General features: G+C 72.0%; 16 protein-coding genes. 8 read left to right on the forward strand and 8 right to left on the reverse strand.

Going from position 1 to position 25,969, the window contains the following annotated elements; all coding sequences use genetic code 11:
* Positions 1-137: 137 nt before the first annotated feature.
* Complete coding sequence (locus tag BKN51_RS14970) at positions 138-1,037, reverse strand: helix-turn-helix transcriptional regulator (protein ID WP_101608241.1); 900 nt, start codon at positions 1,035-1,037, stop codon at positions 138-140.
* 190 nt (positions 1,038-1,227) lie between these two features.
* Between BKN51_RS14970 and BKN51_RS14975 the strand changes: the two genes are divergently transcribed.
* From BKN51_RS14975 to BKN51_RS15010, 8 genes are all read left to right on the forward strand, one after another.
* Complete coding sequence (locus BKN51_RS14975; RefSeq protein WP_101608242.1) at positions 1,228-3,357, forward strand: metallophosphoesterase; 2,130 nt, start codon at positions 1,228-1,230, stop codon at positions 3,355-3,357.
* 16 nt (positions 3,358-3,373) lie between these two features.
* On the forward strand, positions 3,374-4,588 hold the full coding sequence (locus BKN51_RS14980; RefSeq protein WP_101608243.1) for an MFS transporter: 1,215 nt from the start codon (positions 3,374-3,376) through the stop codon (positions 4,586-4,588).
* Positions 4,585-5,484 (forward strand): TolB family protein, encoded by a 900-nt coding sequence (locus tag BKN51_RS14985; protein ID WP_101608244.1) that lies wholly within the window; start codon positions 4,585-4,587, stop codon positions 5,482-5,484. Before BKN51_RS14980 ends, BKN51_RS14985 begins: the two co-directional genes overlap by 4 nt.
* 25 nt (positions 5,485-5,509) lie before the next feature.
* Entirely contained in the window at positions 5,510-6,613 is a 1,104-nt protein-coding gene (locus BKN51_RS14990; protein ID WP_101608245.1) for a sensor histidine kinase, read from the forward strand.
* Positions 6,606-7,676 (forward strand): histidine kinase, encoded by a 1,071-nt coding sequence (locus BKN51_RS14995; protein WP_101608246.1) that lies wholly within the window; start codon positions 6,606-6,608, stop codon positions 7,674-7,676. Before BKN51_RS14990 ends, BKN51_RS14995 begins: the two co-directional genes overlap by 8 nt.
* Positions 7,655-8,311, forward strand: coding sequence for a response regulator transcription factor (locus BKN51_RS15000; protein ID WP_101608247.1), 657 nt, complete (start codon positions 7,655-7,657; stop codon positions 8,309-8,311). The genes BKN51_RS14995 and BKN51_RS15000 overlap by 22 nt, the downstream gene beginning before the upstream one ends.
* 232 nt (positions 8,312-8,543) lie before the next feature.
* Positions 8,544-9,167 (forward strand): hypothetical protein, encoded by a 624-nt coding sequence (locus BKN51_RS15005; RefSeq protein WP_101608248.1) that lies wholly within the window; start codon positions 8,544-8,546, stop codon positions 9,165-9,167.
* A gap of 111 nt (positions 9,168-9,278) precedes the next feature.
* The gene (locus BKN51_RS15010) at positions 9,279-9,710 is read left to right on the forward strand and encodes an SRPBCC family protein (protein WP_101608249.1); all 432 of its coding nucleotides are present in this window, start codon (positions 9,279-9,281) and stop codon (positions 9,708-9,710) included.
* Here BKN51_RS15010 and BKN51_RS15015 read toward each other — a convergent pair.
* From BKN51_RS15015 to BKN51_RS15045, 7 genes are read right to left on the reverse strand one after another with little or no spacing between them, the layout of a single operon-like run.
* Positions 9,707-10,756, reverse strand: coding sequence for a 3-deoxy-7-phosphoheptulonate synthase (locus tag BKN51_RS15015; RefSeq protein ID WP_101608250.1), 1,050 nt, complete (start codon positions 10,754-10,756; stop codon positions 9,707-9,709). The two genes, BKN51_RS15010 and BKN51_RS15015, sit on opposite strands and share 4 nt — an antisense overlap.
* Positions 10,749-12,155, reverse strand: a complete 1,407-nt coding sequence (locus BKN51_RS15020; RefSeq protein ID WP_101608251.1) for a DHA2 family efflux MFS transporter permease subunit — start codon at positions 12,153-12,155, stop codon at positions 10,749-10,751. Before BKN51_RS15020 ends, BKN51_RS15015 begins: the two co-directional genes overlap by 8 nt.
* Complete coding sequence (locus BKN51_RS15025) at positions 12,152-22,168, reverse strand: non-ribosomal peptide synthetase (protein WP_101608252.1); 10,017 nt, start codon at positions 22,166-22,168, stop codon at positions 12,152-12,154. The genes BKN51_RS15020 and BKN51_RS15025 overlap by 4 nt, the downstream gene beginning before the upstream one ends.
* The gene (locus BKN51_RS15030; protein ID WP_101608253.1) at positions 22,162-22,938 is read right to left on the reverse strand and encodes an ABC transporter ATP-binding protein; all 777 of its coding nucleotides are present in this window, start codon (positions 22,936-22,938) and stop codon (positions 22,162-22,164) included. Before BKN51_RS15030 ends, BKN51_RS15025 begins: the two co-directional genes overlap by 7 nt.
* Positions 22,935-23,960 carry a FecCD family ABC transporter permease gene (locus tag BKN51_RS15035; protein WP_199192989.1) on the reverse strand — a complete coding sequence of 342 codons (1,026 nt, stop codon included), beginning with the start codon at positions 23,958-23,960 and terminating at the stop codon, positions 22,935-22,937. Before BKN51_RS15035 ends, BKN51_RS15030 begins: the two co-directional genes overlap by 4 nt.
* The gene (locus tag BKN51_RS15040; protein WP_101608254.1) at positions 23,957-24,940 is read right to left on the reverse strand and encodes a FecCD family ABC transporter permease; all 984 of its coding nucleotides are present in this window, start codon (positions 24,938-24,940) and stop codon (positions 23,957-23,959) included. Before BKN51_RS15040 ends, BKN51_RS15035 begins: the two co-directional genes overlap by 4 nt.
* Positions 24,937-25,941 (reverse strand): ABC transporter substrate-binding protein, encoded by a 1,005-nt coding sequence (locus BKN51_RS15045; RefSeq protein ID WP_101608255.1) that lies wholly within the window; start codon positions 25,939-25,941, stop codon positions 24,937-24,939. The genes BKN51_RS15040 and BKN51_RS15045 overlap by 4 nt, the downstream gene beginning before the upstream one ends.
* Positions 25,942-25,969 lie beyond the last annotated feature (28 nt).

Consider the following 25,969-nt stretch of genomic DNA (forward strand, 5'->3'; position numbering starts at 1 on the left):
TGTGCCCATCGACCGGATGAACACAATCGAAATCCGGAAATACCCCCGACCGGGCGAGGTGGGTAACCCGACCCATTCGTGTTATCCGGACAACTAAATTGCTGGTGAAACGCCGAATCCGGCGGTGGACGACGTGGTCAGGTCCAGCTCCACCGGATTCCGTACTGGCCAGGGAGCGGATCGAGTGTGATGAACTGGAAAGTGCCGGTTTCCCGGTCGAAGGACGCCTCACCGCGTTCTTCCGGCGGAGAAGCGGTGCGCGGCTGGAAGAACGCGGTGCAGTGCCGGGGCAGGCACGCCGGATCGAAGGAGATCTGCAGGACCATGTCCCTGGCGGGCCGGTAGATGGCCATCTGGGCGTGCTCTCCGTTCTGTCCCGGCGGGAACCGGACGCCGAACTCCACGACGGCCAGCTCCCCCGCGGCCAGTGTCCGGTCCAGCGCGAATTCGAACGCGCAGGTGGACGACGGCACGTCCGCGCGGAACCGCGCCGGACTGCAGCCCTCGGTGAACAGCACCACCGGCTCCCTGGTGAGACTGGAACACCGGATCACGAAGAGAAAGCGGGACGTCCCGTCGTGATCGGCGCGGACCAGCCGCCGCACCCGCATCGACTCCTCGTGCCCGGATTCGTCGACACGGAACGACACGTACTGCGAGAGCCGGTGCGGGGTATCGAGTTCCTCCGGCGTCGCGTCCACTTTGGCCAGTGCGCGCGCGATCGTCTCGGGACGGCGCCACACCTGGTCGTAAGCCACCATGCGATGGTTCGACCTGCCGCGCGGTCTTCGCGGTCCCAACAGTCCGGTGAGCGTTTCCGGCCGCTGACCGAGAATGGTTTCCAGCGCGGTGACGGCGGCGAGCGAACTCGCCCGTTCGGGCCGGTTCTCCCCGTTCTGCCAGTAACTGAGCGCGCTGATGCTGACCGGCGTCTCCCTGGCTCGCAGACGACGGCTGATCTCGTTGAGACTCAGCCCGCTGCGCTCGATGGCGGTGCGCAGCGCTGGTCCGAATTCCGCCGGAACGGTGCTCGTCATGAAAGCGCAGAGTACCGCCCGGAACGCCCGACTTTCGTCGGGTGAACCGGGCCCCGTTCAGAGTTGTCCAGCGTCTCGCACGGCTTTTCGTTGACGGGGAACCGGCCGTGATTAGGGTCGGAAGAATCCCGGATTTCCCTGCCCCGTTCCCGAATTTCTCATCCCCCTGCCTAGCCGGAAGAGGATTCTCATGCGCTCAGCGACACGACAGCGACGATGGCACCGCCGGACGCTCGCCATCGCGACCTCCGCACTGGCGGCCGGCGCCTTCCTGGTCGCCGCACAGTCTTCGGCGGGCGGAGCCGCGCCCGCCGTACCCGAAGTGGCCGATCAGGTTCCGCAACTGACCGAGGCGGGCGTCACCGGCGGCCCCGCGTCGGTGACCGGTGGCGCGTCTTCGCAAGCCTCCTCCGCTCGCTCCGTCTGCGCTCCCGGCGCGCAGTGGCTCCGCGTCCGGTTCACCGAGCTTGCGTTACGCGGCCACGACTCCGTGACACTCACCGGCAGCGGCTCCGGCTCGTTCACGCTCACCGCGCGGAACTGGCCGGGCAAGGCGTTCCACACCCGTGCCTTCGAGGGCGACTGCGTGCGGGTCTCGGCGGCGCTGGCCGACCCCGCCAGCCGGTTCGCCATCGACTCCTACCAGGCGGGTGACCGGGCGCTCGCCGCGGCGACCTCGACCGTCGCCGCCGTCGGCGACGTGTGCGGCGCCTCGTGCAACCAGACGGCGCCGCTGGTGAAGAACATGAACCCGCAGGCGCTGATACTGGCCGGGGACAACGCCTACAGCTCGGGCACGCTGTCCGAGTACAACAGCAACTACCACCCCTACTACGGACAGTTCAGATCCATCACCTACCCGACACCGGGCAACCACGAGTACAACACCTCCGGCGCGGCAGGCTACTTCGACTACTTCGGCAAGCAGGCGGGCGAACGCGGTAAGGGTTATTACAGCTTCGACGTCGGTGACTGGCATTTCGTCGCGCTCAACTCCAACATCACCCGCACGGCGGGTTCGGCGCAGGTGACCTGGCTGAAGAACGACCTCGCGGCGAGCACCAAACCGTGCACGGCGGCGTTCTTCCACCATCCGCGGTTCAGCCGCGGCACCCACGGTGACGACACGTCGGTGACACCGTTCTTCCAGACGCTCTACGACGCGAAGGCGGATCTGGTCGTCGTCGGCCACGACCACAACTACCAGCGGTTCGCGCAGTCGCGGCCCGACGGGAAACGTGACGACGTCAACGGCGTCCGCCAGCTGCTCATCGGCACCGGCGGCCGGGGTTACTACTCCTTCGACCAGTCGTCGGCCGCCGAGCAGGAAGTGGGTAACACCAACACCTTCGGCGTGAGCAAGCTGACGCTGACCGCGACCGGCTACCGCAGCGACTTCGTGCCGGTGTCGGGCCGCACCTTCACCGATTCCACGACCGGCAAATGCAAGAAGGCCGCCTCCTCCCCCGCCTTCTCCGTCGGCACCAGCCCCTCGTCGGTGTCGGTGAAACCGGGCGGGACCGCGTCGGTGTCGGTGACCGTCGCCAGCACCGGCGGCTTCACCTCCGCGACCGCGCTTTCGGTGTCGGGCCTGCCCTCGGGGGTGACCGGGACGATCTCGCCGTCGTCGGTCACCCCTCCGGCCAACGGCACCGCGACCGCGACGCTGACCTTGACCGCCTCGGCCGGGGCGACCGGTTCGGCAACCGCCACGGTCACCGGATCCTCAGGTTCGGTCAGCCAGACCGCGACCGTGGCGGTCAGTGTGGGCTCCGGTGGTGGTGAAGCGTTCTCCGATGACTTCGAGACCGACAAGGGCTGGCGGGTCGACGCGGCCGGTTCGGACACCGCCACCTCGGGCAAATGGGAACGCGGTGATCCCGAGGAGACCACCTCGACCTACAGCGACCAGGTCAAGCAGCGCGGTGACACGACCAGTGGCGCGAACTGCCTGGTCACCGGTCGGCTGGCCGGATCGGAGTACGGGGCCAACGACCTCGACGGCGGCGCCTCGTCGATGACCTCGCCGTCGTTCACCGTGCCCTCGGGCGGGAAGCTGACCTTCTCCTACACCTTCGCGCACGGCGACAACGCGACGTCGGCCGACTACCTGCGGATCCGCGTCCTCGACGGCACCACACCGACGACGGTCTTCGAGAAACTCGGCTCCGCGACCGAGGTCGCCGGAGCCTGGCAGACCGCCGCCGCCGACCTGTCGTCGTTCGCCGGACGGAGTGTCCGCCTGCTGGTCGAAGCCGCGGACGCGAGCACGGCGTCGCTGTGGGAATCAGCGGTCGACGACCTCCGCGTCACCGCGTAGCGCGGGAAGGCCGGACATGTACGTCTCCAGCGTCCGCTCCACCGGTCCAGCCCTGCCCGGCGGCCGTGCGAAGCACGCCGTGCCCGCCACCGTGGTCGGTCTGGGCGTGGTCAGCCTGATCACGGACATGTCCGCCGAGATGGTCACCGCCGTGCTCCCCCTCTATCTCGTCTACGGGCTCGGCGTCGGCTACCTGCAACTGGGCGCGATCGACGGGCTCTACACGGGCGCGACGGCGTTGTTACGGCTGGCGGGCGGCTACTTCGCCGACCGCCTCGGCCGCCCGAAGGCCGTCGCCCTGGTGGGCTACGGCCTCTCGGCGGCGACCAAACTCGCGTTCCCTGCCGCGGGGTCCTCGCTCGGCGCGATCGGCCTGGTGATCGGTGCCGATCGCGCCGGCAAGGGCATCCGCACCGCGCCGCGGGACGCGATGATCACCCTCGCCACCCCCGACGGCGGGCTGGGCCGCGCGTTCGGCGTCCACCGCGCGATGGACACCGCGGGCGCGCTGCTCGGGCCGATCATCGCGTTCGGCCTGCTGACCGTCCTCGTCGGCGACTACCCGGCGGTGTTCGGGGTGAGCTTCTGCCTCGCCGTGATCGCGGTGATCGTGCTGGCGGTGTTCGTCCGTGCTCCCGCCGGGGCGGTCGAGCGGTCGCGGGTACGGCTGCGGGCGGGTTTCGCCCTTCTGCGGCAGCCCGGCCTGCGCGGAACGTGCCTGGCCGCCGCCGCGCTCGGTGTCTGCACGGTCGGCGACATGTTCCTCTTCGTCGGCGTGCAGCAGTCCGCCGGGCTGCCGCCGGGGGCGCTTCCCTTGCTGCCGCTGGCGACGGCGCTGGCGTTCATGGCGCTGGCGTCGCCGATCGGGCGGCTCGCCGACCGGGTCGGCCGGTGGAAGGTGTTCCTCGCGGGTCACGTCGTGCTGCTCGCCGCGTACGTCGTCTTGGCGGCTTCGGCCGTCGGATGGGCCGTCGCGGCCGTCGTCCTGGCGGCACACGGCGTGTTCTACGCGTGCACGGACGGCGTCCTCATGGCGCACGCGTCGCCGCTGGTGCCGGAGTCGTTGCGCGCCACCGGCCTGGCCTTCGTCCAAACGGGACAGTCGCTGGCCAGGGCGGCGGGCGCGGTGGTGTTCGGCGCGCTCGCGGCCGGGACGGCGTTGCGGCCCGCGTTCGCACTCTTCGCCGTCGTGCTGCTGGTGTCGGTGCTGGCCGGAACGAGGGTGAAATGAGACGGACCTGGGCAGGAATCGCCGCGGTCGTGATCACGGTGGCGGCAGGGGCGGTCTTCGTCGGCTCTCGCACCGGCGGCGCGGTGGCGGAACAGCCACTCGACCTGGCCCGCGGCGGATTGCTGTACGTGGACGAGTCGGGCCGGGTCCGGCAGGACGACCGTGTCGGGCCGTCCTGTCAGCGCGTGGACGTCGCGGCGGGGACGCTGGCGTGTCTGCGCGCGACGGCGGTGCCCGACCAGGCCGAGCTGGTCGTCACGAAACCGGGCGCCGGACCGCGGACGATCTCCGAATGGGGAACGCCGTCGCGGGTCCGGGTCTCGCCCTCCGGACGGCTGGTGGGCTGGACGGTGTTCCGTTCCGGTGATTCCTATCTGGGCGGAGCTGGCACGTTCTCCACCACCGCCGGGATCTTCGATCTGGACACCGGAAGCCACTACGGCTCCCTTGAGGACTTCGCGCTCACGGTGGACGGAAAGCCGTACCCGGCCGAGGATCTGAACTACTGGGGAGTGACCTTCGCCCGGGACGACCGGACGTTCTACGCCACCGTCAGATCGGCGGGCGGCACCTGGCTGGTGCGGGGTGACCTCCGCGGCCGCACGCTGACCGCGCTGCGGCGCAACGTCGAATGCCCGTCGCTCTCGCCGGACGGCACGCGCGTCGCCTACAAGTTCCGTGAAGGCGATCGCTGGCGGCTGCACGTGCTTTCCCTCGCCGACGGCCGTGACGTCCCGCTCGCCGACCCCGCGCATCTCGACGACCAGCCACAGTGGCTGGACGATCGGACCGTCGCCTACGGCCGCGACAAGGCGATCCACGCGGTGCCCGCCGACGGGACCGGCGCGCCCGTCGTCGTCCGGCCCGCCGCCTCCTCCCCCGCGGTGGTGCGGTGACCCTTTGCCTGCTTGACTGCTGCCCGTGCCGTCAGATCGTGAGACCTCCGTAGAAGCGGAGTTCTTGACGGTGGTCGGCCGGTTCGCCGGCCCGGCCCGGGGCGCCGGGCTCCTGGTGATCAGCGTTTTCGGCGTGCTCGCAACACCGACGGGCGCGCTCCCGCTCGGCTTCGGACTGCTCGCGCTCGCACTGGTCACCGCCGTGGCCGAGCATCTGGCGGGCAAGACGGGCCGGGGCAGGCCGGTGGCGTTCGCGCTGACCTTGGTGCGCGCGGCGGCGATCTGCGGAACCCAGTTCCTGACCGCGCCCGAGGCGGGCGAGCTGAACCAGTGGGCGCTCAACGTCCTCACCGTCACCGCGATCACCCTGCAATGGGAATGGCCGCCGAAGATCACCGTGCCCGCCGTCGCCTGCCTGCTCGCGATAGAGGTGGTGCCGCTCGGCTTCGAGGACGGTCTCTCGGTGGTGCTGCGAGTGCTGCTCGAAGCCACACTCGCGCGGGGCGCCTTCCTCCTGCTGTCCCGCACGACGCGCCGGATCGACCGTCTCCGCGCTCGCAGGGCCCGGCTGGCGCGCGAGGAATCCCTTGCCGTGGAACGACGACGTCAGGAACGGGAGTATCTGGCCGTCCTGCACGACACGGCGGCGGCCACTTTTCTCACCGTGGCCCAGCGCGGGGAGACCGCGGGACCGGCCGAGGTCGCCGAGTACGCCCGCCGGGATCTCGCGATCCTCACCGGCGAATCCGGTCGCGGCGGCGAGGTCGACCTCGAGACCTCGTTGCGCGGCGTGCTCGCGCACAGCCCGGTGAAGGTCGAGTCGCACTGGGCGCCGGTCCCGCCGATACCCGCGGCGGCCGCGCTCGCGCTGGTCCGGGCCGTGCGGGAGGCGCTGGTGAACGTCGAGAGGCACGCGGGCGTCGGCGAGGCCCGGCTGACGGTCGACGCCGGTGTGCGCGTGACGGTCCGGGACGAGGGCCGCGGTTTCGATCCGTCGCGGACCCCGGCGCACCGGCGAGGTGTCCGGGGATCGCTCGTCGAGCGCATGGCCGCGGCGGGCGGCCGGGCCGACGTGACTTCCGCGCCCGGGGCCGGAACCACGGTGGAATTGGTGTGGCCCGATGGGTGAGACGGCGGACAGGGTCCTCGGCGGCTGCCGGATCGCGCTGCTGATCGTGACCGCGGTGATCCAGGTCGGCCTCAGCCTGCCCTTGGTGAGCGGCACCGCGAGCGGATCCGCCTTCGCGGCGCTGGGGGCGGTGCTGGTGGTCGCGGCGTTCTGGGTACTGCGCGGCCGGGCGGTCCCCTGGCCCGCGGCGATGCCGATGGCCGTGGTGGTGCTGGCGGCTTCGGCGATCGCGACCTGGGCGGTGCCGTCCGGCGAACTGTTCGGCGAGCGGCACTGGGTCTTCGGCCTGGCCGGCTGGCATCTGCTGGTCCTGCTGCTGGACCGTCCGGTGGCCGCCGTCGTCGCCCTCGGCGCGCAACTCGCGCTCACCCTCGCCCGGCTCGTGGCGTCCGCGCCCACCGACCGGTTCGAGATCGGCGGTGTCGTGATCGTCGGGCTCAGCGTGATCACCTTCCAGGTCGCGACGCTGGCACTGGTCCGGGTCGTCAACCGGCGGGCGGGCGAAGCCACGGAGGCCTTGCTCGAACGGGACCGGCTGGCCCACCGCAAGGCGCTCGCCGAGCAGCAGGAAGCCGACCAGAAGAGCCGGTTCGCCGGTCAGCTCGGCGCCACGCTGCCACTGCTCGCCGGACTGGCCGACCGCACCCTGGACCCGCGTGACGAAGTGGTCCGGCAACGGTGCGCGCTCGCCGCCACACAGCTGCGGCGGCTGTTCGCGGAGAACGACGACGTGCCCGACCCGCTGATGCACGAGGTGTCGGCGTGCGTCGATCTCGCCGAGCGGCGGGGCCTGACGGTGACGGTGGCGGTCAGCGGCGAACCGGCGCCCGTGCCGACGGCGGTCCGGCGCGAACTGACCGGCCCGCTGATGACCGCGCTCGTCGCCGCCCGGTCGCAGGCGCGCGTCAGCGTGCTCCGCACCGGCGACGAAATCCGGGTCGCGGCGATCACGGACGGTGAACCGGACGCGCGGCCGAACGGATCGGGCGCCGTCGACGTCGAATGGCACGCACTGGGAGAACGATCGTGGATGGAGGCGAAATGGCGTTCGCGACCGACCTGACCGCGGTGGTCGTCGACGATCATCCGGCCGTGCGGGCCGGGGTCGTGCACTGGCTGTCCTCGGGCACCCCGCCGGTCACCGTCGTGGCCGAGGGCGAGGACGTGCGGGCCGCCTGGATCGGCGAAGGCGCGCAGGCCGACGTCGTCATCCTCGACCTGCACCTGAACAGCACCACCCCGGCGATGGGCGATCTGCGCCGGCTCACCGAGGCGGGCCGCCGCGTCGTCGTCTATTCGATGCGGGCGGACGACGAGACCGTCCTGCAGTGCCTCGAACTCGGCGCGCTCAGCTACCTCACCAAGGCCGAGGGCGCCGAGCATCTCCTCGAAGCCGTGCGCGCGGCGGCCGCCGACCGGTCGTACACGCCGCCGTCGCTGGCGGGCGCGCTCGCCGGGGACCGCTCGGAGCGGCGTCCCGCCCTCTCGGCGCGGGAAACGGAGGTGCTCATCGAGTGGTTCCAGTCCGAGTCGAAGGACTTCGTCGCGCACCGGCTGGGGATCTCGCCGAACACGGTCAATTCGCATCTCGAGCGGATCCGGGTCAAGTACGCCCAGATCGGCAGGGACGCCCCGACCAAGGCCGCGCTCGTCGCGCGGGCGATCCAGGACGGACTGATCGGCGTGAGCGATTTGTGATCGCTTGTGGTGTGAACGGGCCACACCGGCGGACCTCCTCGACGATTACGGTGCGTGGCGGGTGCAAGGACGGCCCGGTCAGCTGGACGAAGTGACCACCGCTGGGCTGATCAGCGCAACCGATTCGTGATCGTTTGTGGTGCTAACGGCCCACACCGCACTGCTCCCGTGTCGATTACGGTGCGTGGCGAGCACGCCTGAGCCGAATTCGGCGAGAAGTCCGAGGAGATCCATGAAGTCCCACCGCATCGCCCTGTTCGCCACCGGCTGCGCCGCCGTGCTGCTGCTTTCCGCGTGCGGCGGCAAAGAGGAACCGGGCAACGCGAGCCCCGCCCCTTCGCCCGCTCCGACGTCGGCTCCCGCGTCCTCGCCCGCGACCAGCGGCACCGTCCCGGTCTCGAACGCGGACGCCACCGCGCCCGGCAGCGAACTCAAGGTCGGCGACCGCGCCGTCGTCCCGTTCAAGTACGGCACCGACAAGACCGGCACCGTCGCGATCACCGTCAAGTCGATCGAATTGGGCGCGAAGGAAGACCTCGCCGCCTACGGCGAGAAGGCCAAGGGCATGACGCCGGTGTACATCCGGATGTCGGTGGAGAACGTCGGCGGCACGGACCTCACCTACAGCACGGTGCGGCTGCGCGCGGTGGGCCCGAACAACAAGAGCACCGGCGTGATCATCACCGGCGAGACCCCGCAGTGCCAGTCCGAAACGGCGAAGAAGGACTTCAAGGCGGCCGGCGCGACCTACGAAACCTGTGAACTCCAGGCCATCCGCGACGGCGGCGAGGTCGGCGGCGCGACCTACACCGACAGCGACGGCTACAAGGACAAGCCGGTCATCTGGAAGAAGTAGGGAAACATCTCTCCGTGAAGGCCCCCTTCACTGCGTCGAGCGCAGTGAAGGGGGCCTTCACGTACTTCCGGCCACTCTGCGGGTCGCGGTGCCCCTGAGTACCGTTGCCGGATGGTCCACGTGCACCGGACGATCACCGTCCGAACCCCTGTCCAGACCGTCGTCGACTATCTGAGGGACTTCGCGCACGCCGAGGCCTGGGACCCCGGCACCGTGTCCTGCACCCGGTCCGGCACCGGCCCGATCGCCGTCGGGGCGCAGTGGCACAACGTGTCCGAGTTCCGCGGCAAGAAGACCGAGCTGACCTACCGTCTCGACCGGCTCGAACCGGGACGGATCGTGTTCGTCGGCTCGAACAAGACCGCCACGTCCACCGACGATCTGACGGTGACCGAAGAAGGCGGCACGACGACCGTCAGCTACCACGCCACCATCAAGTTCCACGGGCTGGCGAAACTCGCGGACCCCTTGCTGAAGCGGGAATTCGAGAAGATGGGCGACGAGCTGGTGCCGGCGATGAAGGCGACGCTGGAAGCTCTCTAAACCCGCGGCGACTCGAGAGACCGCCGCCTCGGGTTGCTGAGCCGCCGCACCGCGTTCGCGCAGGCGAGCGACTCCAGCAGCGGCACCGTCCGTTCCCAGCCGAGGCAGGCGTCCGTGATGCTCAGGTCGGGCCGGGGCGGCACGGAACCGACGTCCTGTCTGCCGTCGGAGAGATACGACTCGATCATCACGCCCGCCAGCGCGTCGTTGCCCGCCGAGATCTGGTCCGCCAGATCCGCGACGACCACGGGCTGGCGGTTGTGGTCCTTGCCGCTGTTGCCGTGCGAGGCGTCGACGACGAGACGGTGCGGCAGGCCGGCGGCGGTCAGCGCGTCGAGGGCGTCCGCGACGGCGTGGGCGTGGTGGTTCGGTTTGGGGCCGCCGCGCAGGACGATGTGGGCGTCCGGGTTCCCGGTGCTGCGCAGGATCCGCGGGTGCCCGTCGGCCGCGGAGCCGGGGAACACGTGCGACAGCCCGGCCGCCCGCACGGCGGCGACGGCCGTGTCCAGCCGCCCGGAGACGCAGTTCTTCATGCCCACCGGCATCGGCAGCCACGACGCCAGATGCCGGTGCGGCTGGCTGGCCACGGTCCGCGCGCCGATCGCGCCCCAGCTGATGGTGTCCGCGAAATAGGGCGCCAGGAACGGATCGACGAACTCGTACGCCAGGGGCAGCCCGGTCGCGGCGGCGTCGACCAGGAACCGCCGTCCGATCCGCACCCCGGACGCGAGATCGCCCTTGCCGTCCAGGGTGGGGTCGGGCACCAGGCCGGTCCAGCCCGCGATCGTCCGCGGTTTCTCCAGGTAGGCGCGCAGGACCACGACGAGGTCGTCGTCGAAGCGCCGGGCCGCCTCGGCGAGCCGGTGCGCGTACTCGAGAGCACCGCCGGCGTCGTGCACCGAACACGGGCCCACGACGACGAGCAGCCGGGAGTCGCGCCGGGCGAGGACGTCCGCGACGGTTTCGCGGTGCCGCGCCACGTCGTCCGGCACGACTCCGCTCATGGCCACCTCGGCCGGGCTGGGCAGGGTGTCCTGGTCAAGCATCCGCGTGACCTCTCTTCTTGTCGGGGGCGGCCACCCCGGCCCGGGGCAGCCGCGTCGCACCGGCGACCGCCACGACGGCGAGGCCGAGAACACACCAGAAGGCGTCGGCGAAGGCTCCGGCGACGTCCTGGCCGCGCGCGGCCAGGCGGGCCTGCAGCACCACGGCCAGCACCGCGGTGCCGATCGATCCGCCGAGCGTGTTGAGCAGGTTCAGCGCCCCGGCCGCACGGGGCAGCCGGGCGGGTTCGACCCGGCGGTAGACGATCGTCATCACCGGCGCGCCGATCAGCGCCGCGCCGAAACCGCGCAGCAGCAGGGAAACCACGATCACCCAGTCCGGGAAGCCCGGGCCGAGCTGGGTGAAGGGAGCGGTGCCCGCCGCGACCAGCGCGATCCCGCTCAGCACCAGGGTGCGCGGCGAGATCCGGTCGACGAGCCGGTTCACCAGAACCGACCCGGCCGCCGCGCCGATGCCCTGGGGCACCAGCAGCAGGCCGGTGTCCCAAGTGGACAGTCCGGCGCCACGCTGGAGGTAGAGCGGGAGCAGGAACATCGTGCCGAACACCGACGCGCCGAGCAGGACCAGCGCCAGCGAGGCGACCCCGAACGGCGGTTTGGCGAACAGCCGCGGGTCGAGCAGCGGCGCTTCGGCCCGCAGTCCGTGCCGGACGAACGCCGCGAGCATCACCACGCCCGCCGCGACGGCGAGCCCGGCGAGCACCGGGCTCCCCCGCTCGAACCAGGTGAGCCCGAACACCAGCACCGCGAGACCCGGCGAAAGCAGCAGCGCGCCCCGGAAATCGAACCGGTCACCCCGGCCGCCCGGTTCGCCCGCCGGGACCCAGCGCCGTGCCAGCAGCACGGCGACCACACCGACCGGGAGATTGACGTAGAACAGCCACGGCCAGTCCGCGACAGAGAGGATCGTGCCGCTCGCCAGCGGGCCGAGCACCGGTGACAACAGCGGCACCAGGCCGACGACGCTGATCACGCGGCCGATCCGGTCCGGTCCGGCGGCCCGTGCCAGCAGCGCCTGCCCGGTCGGCGGCAACAGACCGCCCGCGAGCCCTTGCAGGACACGGAAGGCGATGAGCGCGGGCAGGGTCGGTGCCAGCGCGCACAACAGAGACGCCAGCAGGAACACGACGACCGCGGTGAGCCAGACGCGACGGCCGCCGAACCGGTCGGCGAGCCAGCCCGACGCAGGCACCGCGGTAACCACGGCCAGCAGATACGCCGTCGTCACCCACTGGACGCCGGTGACCGGCGCACCGAACTCCTCGGCGAGCGTGTCGACGCCGACCGAGACGATCGTGCTGTCCAGGGTCGCCATGAAGGTGCCGAGCACCAGCACGGCGGCCGTCCGCCACAGCGCGGCGTCGACCGGGCGCGCGGTCATCGCTTCCCCGCGAATCCGGCGGCGTCGCCGTCCAGCCACGACGGCAGCTCCCGGAGGAACCGGACCAGTTCGTCGGCCAGCGGCCGGGCGTCCTGCGCGTACAGGACGCCGTCCCAGCCGTCCTGGCCGGGAACGACGGTGACGCTCACCGGATGGTGGGTCCGTTCACGGAACCGGGTGCCGGTGACGGTCAGGCCGGGCGCCGGTTCGCGCAGCTTCGCCGGATCCACCGGGTAGTTCTCGAAGACGAGCAAGCTGTCGAACAGCCGCTCGCGTCCGGCGAGCGACGCGAGTTCCGGCAGGCCGATCCGGTGATGCCCGGCCATCGCCTGCTGCCGTGCCTGCAGATCGGCCAGCGCTTCGGCGACCGTTCCGGTGAACCTGGCCCGGACCGGCACGCTGTTCGCCAGCAGGCCGATGATCTCCTCGACACCGTCCACTTCGGACGTCCGGTTCGAGGTCATCACCCCGAAGCTGACGTCCGGGCGCCCGGCGCGCGCCGCGAGCACGGCCGCCCACGCACCCTGCAGCAGCGTGTTGACCGTGAGCCCGCGTGCCGCACCCAGCCGGGTCAGTTCCGCGACCAGCGGACCGTCCACAGTGAACAGTGCGGGCTCGGCCTGGCCATCGGTACGCGGCAGGTGGTCGCCTTCGGGAAGACCGTCGAGTTCCGCCCGCCAGGCCCGGACGTCGGCCGAGTGGTCGGCCGCGGTGAGCAGGCGGGTGTACCGGGACGGCGGAACCGGCTCCGGCAACGGCTTGCCCGCGTAGAGCGCGAACAACTCGCCGAGGATGCGCGGCGCGGACCAGCCGTCCGACAGCAGGTGGTGACTGGTCAGCACCAAGGTCTGAAGACCAGGCCCTTGCCGCAGCACCGTGACCCGCCACAGCGGTCCGTTCGCCAGATCGAACGGTTCCGCGAGCTCCTCGTCCAGCGCTGGGTCCACTTCGGACACTTCGGCAATGTCACGGACACGGAACCCCGCCTCCGGAGCCGCCGGGATCACCTGGACCTCGTGCGACGGCGGGAACACGGCGCCCAGGTTCGGCTGCCGCCGCACCAGTGCGGTCGCCGCCGCCCGCAGTGCCTCGACGTCGAGGTCACCGGACAGCGTGAACGCGGCTTGCACCGGGTACGGATCCGCGTCACCCGCCGCCCGCGACTCGCGCAGGATCACCTCCTGCAACGGCGTCAGCGGCATGACCTCGCCGGGTCCCGGCACGTCGGCGGCGAGTTCGTCCAGCTCGCGGCGGAAGTGCTCGCCCAGCACGGTGATCTCGTCGGCGGTGAACAGCGCGGACGGCCAGGTGAAGCGGACGCCGAGCGTACCGCCGTCGGGGACCATCGCGTTCACCGTCAGCGCGTACGGCAGCGGCAGGTCCGCGCCGCCGCCCGAACCGAGCGGATCGGCGTCCGGCGGGCGCTGCCACGGCGTTTCCGCGACCGGGGCCGCGGGGAACCGGCCGAGATAGTTCCAGGCGACCTCGGGCCGCGGCCCTTCGACACCGAGGATCCCATGGCCGAGGCCGTCGCCCGCCGCCCGCAAGTGGTCGCGCACCGCCCGCAGCGCGGCAGGCAGCGATCTGGCGGGCGGGGAGATCCTGGCCGGATGCACGGCGGTGAACCACCCCGCGGTCTGCGCCAGGTCGACGGTGCCCGCGAAATCCGGGGTGTGTCCCGGCCGGCCGTGGCTCTCGACGGCGACGAGCAGATCGGCCCCGGTCCCCCGCCACGCGGCGACCGCGCGGGCGAGCGCGGTCAGCAGGACGGTGTCCGAGCCCGTGCGGTAGGCCGCGGGCAGCGCGGTGAGCACGGCGTGGGTGGTGTCCGCGCCGATGTCGATCCGGTGATGCCGTGCGGTGGCCACGGTGTCGCGCGCCGGGTCGAGCCCGGCGCGGCCAAGCCTGGTCACCGGCGCGGCGGCGATCCCTTGCCAGTAGGGCAGTTCGTCCCGCCGGTGCGGTGCGGCGGCACGCAGCGAGCGCGCCCAGCCCAGGAAAGACTGCCCGCGCCGGTGCAGGGTGTTGCCGTGGAAGGCCTGTTCGACGTCGTCGAGCAGCACGCGCCAGGTCACCGCGTCGGCGACCAGATGGTGTGCCACCAGGAGCAACCGTCCCGGCCGCTCCTCGCCCGCGTCCACCAGCACCGCCCGGAGCAGCGGCCCCGTGCGCGGGTCCATCCGGGACACGATCTGCTCGACCTCCGCGTTCAGCACGGCGCGCGGATCGCCGGACACCCGGAAGGTGGTGAGCACCGAGTCGGCGGTCACGGCCCCGACGTCCGGGATGCGCAGCGCGTCCTCGGCGAGGTGCGCGCGCAGGACGTCGTGGCGGGCGAGGACGGCGTCGAGCACCGAGCGCCACCGCGACACATCGTCTGCCGAGGGCACGCAGATCTCGACCCACTGGCAGAACCCGTCCGCCGCCTTTTCCGCGCGCAGCAGCAGATCGCGCATGACCGGCGTCAGCGGTGCGTCGCCGACCGCGGGCGCTTCCTCGGCCCGCTCGGGTTCGCCGCAGCGCGCCGCGATCCCGGCGACCGTGCCGCCTTCGAGGACGTCGCGCGCGGTCAGGTGCAGTCCTTCACGGCGGGCGCGGGAGACCACGCGCAGCGACGCGATGCTGTCCCCGCCCGCGTCCAGGAAGCCGTCGTCCAGGCCGACACCGGGACCGAGCAGGTCGCGGACCACCCGCAGCAGCACGGCTTCCGCCGGTGTGGCGGGCTCCCGACCCTCCGCGGACCGGGCTTCCGGTGCCGGCAACGCCGCCCGGTCGAGTTTGCCGCTCGGGCCGAGCGGCAACCGGTCCAGCGGCACGAACGCGGTGGGCACCATGTACGCGGGCAGGTCCGCGGCGAGGTGTTCGCGCAGCGCGGCCGGGTCGGGTTCGGCGCCGTCCACCGGGACGACGTAGGCGACCAGCCGGTCTTCGCGGACGATCACCGCGGAGGCGCGCACGTCGTCGTGCGCGGTCAGCGCGGTCTCGATCTCGCCGAGTTCGATCCGGAACCCGCGCAGTTTGACCTGGTGGTCGGCGCGGCCGAGGAAGACGAGCTGCCCGTCCGGCCGCCAGCGGACCAGGTCACCGGTGCGGTACATCCTCCCACCCGTCACCCGACCACCACCCCCCACGGAGGCGCTACGCGCCGCGGTGTTTTCGGGCGGCCCGAACGGGTCGGCCACGAACCGTTCGGCGGTCAGCGCCGCCCTGCCGACATAGCCCTGGGCGAGCTTCGGCCCGGCCAGGTAGAGCTCGCCGGTGACGTTCGTCCCGACCGGGAGCAGCCCTCCGTCGAGGACGTACGCGCGGACTTCGGGGTCCGGGCGGCCGATCGGCAGCGGACCGGGATCGGCCGGGTCGTAGTGCCAGGTGACCGAGTTGATGGTGACCTCGGTCGGGCCGTAGGCGTTGAACAGCGCCCGCCGGTCCCCCCAGCGCCGGGCCAGTTCCGGGTCGAGCCGCTCGGCACCGACGACGAAGAACACGTCCGGGTCGACGGTCGCGTCGTCGGGCATCGCGGAGAGGAACGAGGGCAGCAGGTTGAGCCCGGTGACGCGGTGTTCGGCGGCGTAGGCGAGCAGGTCGTCGCCGGAGACGCGCACCTCCTCCGGGGCGATGACCGAGGTGCCGCCGGACAGCAGCGGAAGCATGAACTGCCAGAAGGCGACGTCGAAACTGGTCGAAGCGAAGTGCAGGTACCGCTCGGCGGTCCCGATCCCGACGATGTCCTCCTGCAGCGCGATCAGGCTCGGGATCCCGCGGTGCGGCACCGCGACACCCTTGGGCTTGCCGGTGGTGCCGGAGGTGTAGATGACGTACGCGAGCGAATCGTCGGTGACCGGCACGGACGGATCGGTGTCCACAAGGGACAGTTCGCCCGGATCGATCACCGGGAGCCCGTTGACGTCCGCAGTGGACACGGCGGCGGCGGGCCGGATGTCGCCGAGCATGTAGGCGAGCCGGTCGGCCGGGTAGTCCGGATCCATCGGCACGTGGACCGCCCCGGCCTTGAACACGCCGAACAGCGCGACCACCAGGTCGACGTCGCGGCGCAGCAGGACCGCGACCGGGTCCTGCGGTTTCACCCCGGCGTCGATCAGGCTGTGCGCGAGCCGGTTGGCCCGGCGGTCCAGTTCGGCGTAGGTCAGGCTCCGGTCGCGGCAGACCACGGCCTCGGCGTCCGGGGTTTCCCGCACCCAGCGGCCGAACTCGGCCAAGGCGCCGCCGCGCTCCCGTTTCGGTTCCGGCCCTTCCCCGAGGCGCAGCATCGCGCGTTCCTCGTCGGCGCCGAGTGCCCGCAGCCGGGCGACCGGCCGCGCGGGATCGGTGACGATCTCGTGCAGGACGGCTCGCAGCCAGCGGCCGTAGGACTCGGCCTCGTCGCGCGTGAAGGCCTGCGGCTGGTAGCCGAGCCCGACGGTGAACTCGTCGCCGGGCAGCACGATCACCGTGAGCGGGTAGTGCGTGGCGTCGGTGATGTCGACCCCGACGAGGTCCAGCCCCGGCGCCAAAGTGGTGCGAGCGCGGCTGGAGAGCGGGAAGTTCTCCATCACAAGCATCGTGTCGAACAGGTCGCCGACGCCGGCCGCGCGCTGGATGTCCGGCAACCCGGCGTGATGGTGATCGGTGAGCCGGACGCTTTCGGTGTGCACGCGCTCCAGCACGGTGACCGCGGTGTCGGCCGGGTCGAAGCGCACCCGCACCGGGATCGTGCTGCCGAGTTGCCCGATCATCCGCTCGACGCCGGGGACGTCGGCCGGGCGGCCGGACACCGGGCAGCCGAAGACGACGTCGCGGCGGCCGGTCAACCTGGCGAGCAGCACTCCCCACGCGGTCTGGAACACCGTCGTCGGCGTGATCCCGCGTTCGCGGGCGAAGGCGCGCAGCCGTTCGCTGAACTCCCCGCCCAGTTCCACGGTGACCCGCTCCGGACGCTCCACAGTGGACTCCAGGCTCGCGGGCGCGAGCCGGGTGCCCTCGTCGAGTCCGGCCAGTGCCTCGCGCCATGCCTCCAGTGCCGCGTCCGGGTCGCGTTCGCCGAGCACCCGGTGGTACTCCGAAAGCGGCGGGGCGACCGGGGCCGCCGGGCCGCCGCCGAGTTCGGCGTAGGTGGCCAAGAGCGTCCGGCCGACCAGCGGCATCGACCAGCCGTCGAGCAGCGCGTGATGGTTGGTGAGCACCAGACGGTGCTCGGCCGGGCCGAGCGTCAGCAGCAGGAACCGGATCAGCGGCGGGGTCGCCGGGTCGAACGGGCGGGCCAGTTCGACCCGGCATTCGGCCGCGACCTCCTCGGGCGTCGCGTTCGCGTGCCGCCAGTCCAGCGAAACCGCTTCCGGCACCACCTGGACGACCTCGCCCGCCTCGGTGGTGTGCAGGTGGACGCGCAGCGCGGGATGCCGCCGCAGCACTTCCGCCGCGGCCTCGCGCATCAGGCCGGCGTCGAGCGCCCCGCTGAGCAGGGTGACGGCCTTCACCACGTAGACGTCGGTGTCGTCGGCGCCGCGCGCCAGCGTGTGGAACGAAAGCCCGGTCTGCAGCGGGGTCGCGGGCAGGACGTCCTCGACGCGGCCCCGGCGTTCGAGCGCGTCGATGTCGGCCTGGCCGAGACCGACCAGCGGCAGATCCGACGGCGTGAGACCGCCGCCGTCCGGACCGATCCGGGCGGCGTGCGCGGCCATCGCTTCCAGCGCTCTCGACCATGCTTCCTGAAGCGCCTCGACACTGTCCGGCGGCAGGATCGCACTCGCGGCGGTCCACTCGACGGCCAGTCGCGGACGTCCGTCCTCACGGACGAAGCAATTCAGCGCCAGCACTTGTTCCAGCGACTTGGCGTCCGGTTCGGTGACCGCGAACGGGTCTTCCTCCGGCAGTTTCCAGCCGGTGCCGGGCAGGGCCGCGAACCGGCCGAGGTAGTTCAGGACGACGTCCGGCGGCGGGACGGCGGCGAGTTCGTCCCGGGTGAGCGGGTCGAGGTGGCGCAGGACGCCGAAGCCGACACCGCTGTCCGGCACGGCGCGTTTGGCCTCTTTGGCTGCCCGCAGCAGCTTTCCCGCCGCGTCACCGCCCGCGAGCGCGCTCTCGAAATCCGACGTCGTGGCCACCGCTGTGGCGGGGACGCGCAGCGGATGCTCGGCGGTGAACCAGCCGACGGTGCGCGACAGGTCCAAGCCGTCCTGGTCCCGGCCGTGTCCTTCGAGGGACACGGTTTCGGCCGTGACCGGAGCGGCCCGCCACGACCGGAGGGCGAGCACGAGCGCGGCGAGCAGGACGTCGTCCGGCCCGGCCCGGTAGGCCGCGGGCAGCCCGGTGAGCACCGCGTCGGTCTGCTCCGGCGAGGCGAGAGTGACCGAGCGCCGCGCGGTGGCGACCGTGTCGGCGGTCCGGTCGAGCGGACGGTGACCGAGGCGCGGCCCGTCGAGCGCGTCGCGCCAGTGGCCGAGTTCGCCGCGCCGGGCACCGGAAGTCCCCTGTTCGGCGAGGCGGAGCGCGTGCCGCCGCCACGACGTCCCGGCCGGTTCGAGCTTCTGGCCCGCGCAGGCGGCGCGCAGGTCCGGCAGGAGGATCCGCCACGAAACGCCGTCGATCGCCAGGTGGTGGATCACGATGACGAGATGGTCCGGGAGCAGCGCGACCCTGAGCACTCCGGTCCGGAGATCGAGCGAGTCCGCGAGATCCTGGGCGACGTCCTTCGGATCACCCGTCGTTTCGACGACGATGTCGGCGGCGTGCACGGAACCGCGTTCGCGGACCCGCATTTCGTCCTCTAGATGCAGCCGGAGGGCGTCGTGGTGGTCCAGCAACGTTTGCACGCCCTCGATCAGCAGGTACGGCGGCAGGTCCTCGTCGAGCCGGATCGCGGTCCATTGCGTGTACCCGTCGACCACCCTGACGTCAGGATGCGGGTCGAGCAGCGCGCGGACGATCGGCAGGGCGGGCACCTCGCCGACGGGCTCGTCCGGCGCTTCCGCCGGGCCGCCGATCTCCGCGCTCGCCGCCGCCAGCGCCTCGAAACTGCGCCGGGCCAGCAGATCGCGCGGACGCAGGTCGAGGCCGTGCGCGCGCAGCCTGCTGCTGACGCTGATCGCGGTGATGCTGTCGCCGCCGAGTGCGAAGAAGTCGTCGTCGACGGCAACCTCGTCGACGCCGATGACCTCGGCGATGGTCGCGCACAGCAGCCGCTCGCGGTCGGTGGCCGCGGTCCGGCCCGCCGCCGCGCGCGGGGCGGGCAGCGCCACCCGGTCGATCTTCCCGTTGGAGGTCAACGGAAGCGTGTCGAGGACGACCACAGCGGCGGGAACGAGATGCTCCGGCACGCGCGTGGCGAGTTCCGCGCGGACGTCGTCCGGGACGACCTCGCCGACGACGTAGCCGACGAGCCGCGGTCCCCGCACCGCCGCGGCGGCCGCGCGCACCCCGGGGACGGTGGCCAGCGCCGCCTCGACCTCGCCCAGTTCGACGCGGTGGCCGCGCACCTTCACCTGGCCGTCACGGCGGCCCAGGTACTCCAGCCCGCGGCCCGGCACCCAGCGGGCGAGGTCGCCGGTGCGGTACATCCGGTCGCCGGGCGCGCCGTAGGGATCGGCGACGAACCGTTCGGCTGTCGCGGCGGGACGCCCGAGATAGCCGCGCGCCAGATGCGGTCCGGCGAGGTACAGCTCGCCCGGCGTTCCCGCGGGCGCCGGGCGCAGCGCGGCGTCGAGCACCCGGACGGCCGTGCCCGGCACCGCGGTCCCGATCGTCGGTTCCCCGTCGTCCAGCCAGGATCCGGCACCGTCCACAGTGGCCTCGGTCGGGCCGTACATGTTGCGGGCACGGACACCCGACTCCGCGACGCGGCGCCACAGCGCGGGCGGGGTCGCCTCGCCGCCGAGGACGAGCAGCGCGGGCGGGGTCGGTCCGCCGAGCAGTCCGGCCTCGATCAGGGGCGCGGCCATCGACGGTGTGGTGTCGACGACGTCGATCCGGTCGCGGGCGAACGCGGCCAGCAGTTCGTCGGCGTCCCGGGCGACGTCGGTGCCGTAGACGTGCAGTTCGTGGCCGAACAGCAGCCACATCAGCTGGTCGAGCGCGGAGTCGAAGGCGAACGAGTAGGTGTGCGCGACCCGGAGCCGCCTGCCCGCGGCGGCGCGTTCGGTTTCGGCGACCGTGGTCGCGCGGTGATGGCGCAGCAGCGTCGCCAGCCCGCCGACCCGGCCGAGCACGCCCTTGGGACGGCCTGTCGAGCCGGACGTGAAGATGACGTACGCGAGATGTTCGGGGTGACGCGGAATCGACAGCGGCGATCCGGCCAGTGTGGACAGATCGGTTTCGCCGAGCAGAAGGTGCGGTCCCGGCACGATCTCCGCATCGTGGGTCACCGTGAGGACAGCACCGGCTTCGGCGGCCAGCTCTCGCAACCGCTCGACCGGATGGGCGAGATCCAGCGGCAGGAAGGCGGCACCGGCGTCGAGTACTGCCAGCAGGGCGACGACGAGATCCGCCGAGCGCGGCAAGGCCAGTGCGACGACGTCGTCGGCCCCGACGCCGCGTGCCCGCAGCGCCCGCGCGAGCCGGTGGACCTTCGCGACGAGTTCGCCGGCGGTCAGCCGCTCGTCACCGGACACCAAAGCGGTCTGCCCGGGATCGAGTTCGGCGAGAAGTTCCGGTACGCCAAGGAGTTCAGCGGCGGGAGCGGGGGTGGACCACGCGTCCAGGAGTGTGTCCCGCTCCCCCTGCGGGACCAGGTCGGCTCCCCCGACGGCCGGGCCGTCCGGGTCGGTCAGCGCGGTGATCAGGCAGCGCAGCGCGGTCAGCTTCGCGTCGACGGCGGCCTGGTCGTGGGTGCGCGCGTCGACTTCGAAGCCGAGCAGCAGCCCGCCGTCCGAGGTCGGGAGCACGGACAGGCCCATGTCCTCGGGCGGTCCGCCCGCGACGTTGCGCATGGTGCCGTGCGAGCCCGCGAAGTCGAGCTTCAGGTCGAACGCCTTGAGATTGATGCCCCGGCCGTGCAGCAGCGCGCCGGCGCCCGGCACCGCCAGATCCTGCGGCAGATCCTCGCCGCGGTAACGCTGGTGCGCGCGCATCTCCTTCAGCGCGACCGCGACCCGCGCGGTCAGGTCCGCGGCCGAGTCGTCCGGACGCACCGTGACCCGCAGCGGCAGCACGTTGACCGCCATCGCCGGAGTCCGCAGCGCCGTTCCCTCACGGCACATCAACGGCAGCGCGAACACGACGTCGGTCCGGCCGAGGACGCGGTGCAGGAAGGCCGCGTAGCAGGCGATCAGCGCGTCGCCCCAGGTCGTCCCGGCGCGTTTGCCCAGCTCGCGCAGCCGCGCCAGATCCGACGCGGGCAGGACCGACCGGGCGGTCACCGTGCTCTCGGGAGGCCCCGAGGATGCGCTGCCGTCGTCGACATCCGGCAACGGCGTGAACCGCTCTCGCCAGTACTCCCGGTCCCGCTCGAACCGTTCGCTCTCCCGGTAGGCGCGATCCGCCTCGACCAGGTCGGCGAACGGAGCGAACGCAGAGGGCGGCACGTCCTTCCCCGCCACGGCGGCGGTGTAGCGGGCCGCGGTGCGCCGCGCGAGCATCGCGGCGGTGTACCCGTCGAACACGAGGTGGTGCCCGAGCTGGGTGAACCACACCTCCGAGTCCGAGAGCCGCAGCACGAGATGACCGAACAGCGGCCTGCCGACCATGTCGCGGCACGCCTCGGCGACGCGGCGGCGTTCGGCCTCCACCCGCTCGTGCGCCGCGGCCACCGGATCGGCCGCGTCGCGCAGGTCCAGCACCTCCGGCGTCGGCACGGGATCGGCCGACACCTGCTGGCGCGGGCCGTCCGGCGTCTCGAAGACCCGCAGCCGCAGGCTGTCGGCCTCCTCGACGGTCGCCCGGATCGCCTCGGCCAGTGCGGCGACGTCGACCGGACGCTCCCCGCGGACCTCCACCACGTCGCCGACGACGTAGTAGGGCGAGTCGGGTTCCAAGCGCTGCGCGGTCCAGATGCCCAGCTGGGCTCCGGTGAGGCTCAGCATGACGGCACCACCATCGGGGTTCCGGTCACCGGATCGGGCACGACGACACAAGGGAGATCGAAGACCTCCTTGATGAGCTCGGCGTCGACGATCTCGGCGGGCGCGCCTTCGGCGACGATCCGGCCGTCTCGCAGTGCGACGAGGTGGTCGGCGTAGCGGCAGGCCTGGTTGATGTCGTGCAGGACGGCGATCACCGTGCGCCCTTCGTCCCGCAGGCGCGCCAGCAACCCCAGCAACTGGTACTGGTGCGCGATGTCGAGGAACGACGTCGGTTCGTCGAGCAGCAGATACGGCGTCTTCTGGGCCAGCACCAGCGCCACCCAGACACGTTGACGCTGCCCGCCGGAGAGCTCCTGGACCGGCCGGTCGGCCAGTCCCGCCACCCCGGCCGCGGTCATCGCGTCGAGCACCGCGCGTTCGTCCTCTTCGGACCACGACGCGAACAACGACTGGTGCGGGAACCGGCCGCGCGCGATCAGCTGCCGGACCCGGACGTCCTCCGGCGCGACCGGATCCTGCGGCAGGAACCCGAGTTCCCGTGCCAGCCCCTTGCCGGGGAAGGAACCGACGTCCTTGCCGTCGAGGAGGACCTCGCCCTCGGCCGGGCGCATCAGCCGGACGAACGCGCGCAACAACGTCGACTTGCCGCAGGCGTTCGGTCCGACGACCGCGGTGAACGCGGCGTCGGGCACGTCGAGGTTCAGCCGGGTCGACACGACCCGGTCGCCGTAGCGCAGGGTCAGATCCCGGGCGGTCAAGCGAGCACTCATGAGCGCCGCACCTCCTTGGTGAGCAGCCAGATCAGGTAGCCGCCGCCGATCACGGTGCTGACCACGCCGACAGGCAATGAGACGGGCGCCAGCAGCATCTGGGCGGCCAGGTCGGCGCCCGTCAGCAGCACGGCGCCGGTGAGCGCGGCGGGAAGCAGGCCGATACCGGGGGTGCGGGCCAGCCGCCTCCCGATCTGCGGCGCCGCCAGCGCGATGAACGCGATCGGCCCGGCGACGGCGGTGACCGTGGCCGTGCAGCCGACCCCGATCAGCACCAGCAGCAGCCGCAGGCGGTCCCAGCGGACACCGGTGGTGACCGCCAGCGCGCCGCCGAGCGCGGCCTGGTGCAGCGCGGGCGCCCTGGTGAACAGCACGACGAACAGCACCGCGAGCACGCCGAACGGGATCGCGACGTCGTCCCAGCCGACCCCGTTGAGCGAACCGGCGTGCCAGCCGACGGCCGCGATCGCGACCTCCAGTTCGGCGCGCAGGACGATCCACGAGTTGAGCGCGGTCAGCATCGCGTTCACCGCGATGCCGATGACGATCAGCCGCAGTCCGGACAGCCCGCCGCCGAGCGACAGCGCGTACACGACGGCCGCCGTGATCACGCCGCCGAGCACCGAACCGATCGTCAGCTGCGTCGAAGTCCCCGAAAGCACGGTGATCGCGAACAGCGCGCCGGTGTAGGCGCCGGAGTCGAGGCCGATCACGTCCGGGCTGCCGAGCGGATTGCGGGTGATGTTCTGGAAGATCGCGCCCGCCAGGCCGAGCGCAGCGCCGAACACCAGCCCGGCCAGGACCCGGGGCAGGCGCCATTCGCGGATGACCACTCCCGGGCCGCCACCGGAACCGGTGAGCGCGGCGAACACGCGGGCGGGACTCGCCCACGCCGCGCCGTAACAGAGCCCGAGCAGCGTCAGCCCGGCGATGACCACGATCATCGCGACGAGGAACCAGAGGGTGCGGCGTTCCAGCCGGGCGGAGAACCGCCCGCGCCGCAGGACGAATGTCGTGGTCACAGCGGCGCCGCCCCGTACTTGCGGACGGCCCAGATCAGCACCGGGCCACCGAGGAACGCGGTCACGATGGCGACCGGCACCTCACCGGTCGGCAGCAGGACCCGGGATCCGACGTCCGCGGCCAGCATCAGGACCGGTCCGAGCAGGACGGCGAACGCGATCAGCCACGGGATCGACGCGCCGGCCACCCGCCGCGCCAGATGCGGCACGATCAGCCCGACGAACAGGATCGGCCCGGCCAGCGCGGTGGCCGCGCCCGCCATCAGCGTGATCAGCAGCAGGGTGAACGCCCGGACACGCGCGACGTTGGCGCCGAGCGTGTGCGCGACCGTCTCGCCGAGCGCGATGGCGTTCAGCTGACGGCTCACCGCGAACGCGCCCAGCAGCGAAAGGCCGATGACGATCAGCGGGATCGTGGTCGGCGCCTGTTCGCGGCCGGCGAGGGAACCCACCGACCAGAACCGGTAGACGTCGAAGGTGTCCGGGAACAGCAGTCTCAGGCCGAGTGTGAGGCCCAGCAGCACGGCGCTCAGCGCGGTGCCGGCGAGCACCAGCCGCAGCGGCGACCGGCTGCCGACCGCGTAGACCAGCGCCACGGCGCCGACCGCGCCCACCACCGCCAGGCCGACTTCGGCGGGAGCCGACGCGGTGAGCCCGAAGGCCGACCCCACCGCGATGGCGAATCCGGCGCCCGCGGTCACGCCGAGCACGCCGGGTTCGGCCAAAGCGTTGCGGGACAAGGCCTGCACGAGCACCCCGCCGACGGCGAGTGCCGCGCCGACACCGACCGCGAGCACCGCCCTCGGCATCCGGATGTCCAGGACGACCGCCCGGTCACTCGGATTCCCTTCGCCCAGCAGGGCGCGCACGACCTCGCCGGGGGCGATGGCGTGCGCGCCGATGCCGACGCTCAGCACGGCGACCACGACGAGCCCGAGCAGTGCGGCGCCGAGCAGCGCGGACCGCCCGGTGGTGGTCACTTCGTGAGCAGCGGCGCGAACGCCTGGTCGATGGCGTCCAAAGTGGACGTCGCGGCCCGGTAGGTGGCGGCCTCGGTGTAACGGAACGGGTAGACCTTGCCCGCCTTCACCGCGGGAAGTTCCTTCCACAGCGGCGAGTCGAGGACGTACTTGACCGGCGCCGGGACGGCACCGTCCGGGCCGACGGAGTAGGTGATCGCGTCGGCCTCGGCGAACGCCGTCGAGAGCTCTTCGATCGACGGGTACTCGCTGACGTCCTTGGAACCGCCGCCCTTGACCTTGACCTGGCCGTAGTAGGTGGCGCCGAGGTCCTGCGCGATGTTGGTACCCCAGGAGCCGTTGAACTCGCGCTGGAAGTTGCCCTTGGCGACCTCGCCGTAGGCACCGACGTGGCCGAGCTTCAGCTGCGGCACCACGGCCTTGTACTTGTCGGCCAGGCCCTTGGCCTTGGTGTCGTACGCGGTCTTGATCGCGTCGAACCCGGCGGCCGCACCGGCGGCGTCGGCCTGCTTGCGGGACAACTCACGCCACATCGACGGCACCGAAGGACCGATCGCCACGACCGGGGCGATCGCCTCGAGGCGCTTGAGGTCGATGTCGGCGAGCACCGGCTTCGGCACACCGATGACGATGAGGTCCGGATCTGCCTGCGCGATCGCCTCGTAGTTCGTCTCCGAGGCCGCCTCGCCGGCGACCTTCGCCAGCTCGTCGTACTTCTTGCGCTCCTGCTCGTTGAACAGCGGGATACCGCGCTTCCAGCTGGACACCCCGACCAGCGGCGCGCCCGCTTCGAGCAGGGCGGGCACGGCGTAGCCGGTGGCGATGACCCGCTTCGGCGAGACCGGGATGGTGATCTGGCCGTTGTCGGCGGCGAACACCCGGGTCTGGCCGCCTCCGGCCTGCCCGGCGTCGTCGCCGGAGCCGCAGGCGGTGGCCGCGGTCGCGACCGTCAACGCGAGGGCGATCGCTCCGGCGAAACGGCGGGTTCTGGTGGTGCTCATGGGTTTTCCTCGGTTTTCTTGGTGGGGA

It is taken from the genome of Amycolatopsis sp. BJA-103 (assembly GCF_002849735.1).
GTDB lineage: Bacteria > Actinomycetota > Actinomycetes > Mycobacteriales > Pseudonocardiaceae > Amycolatopsis.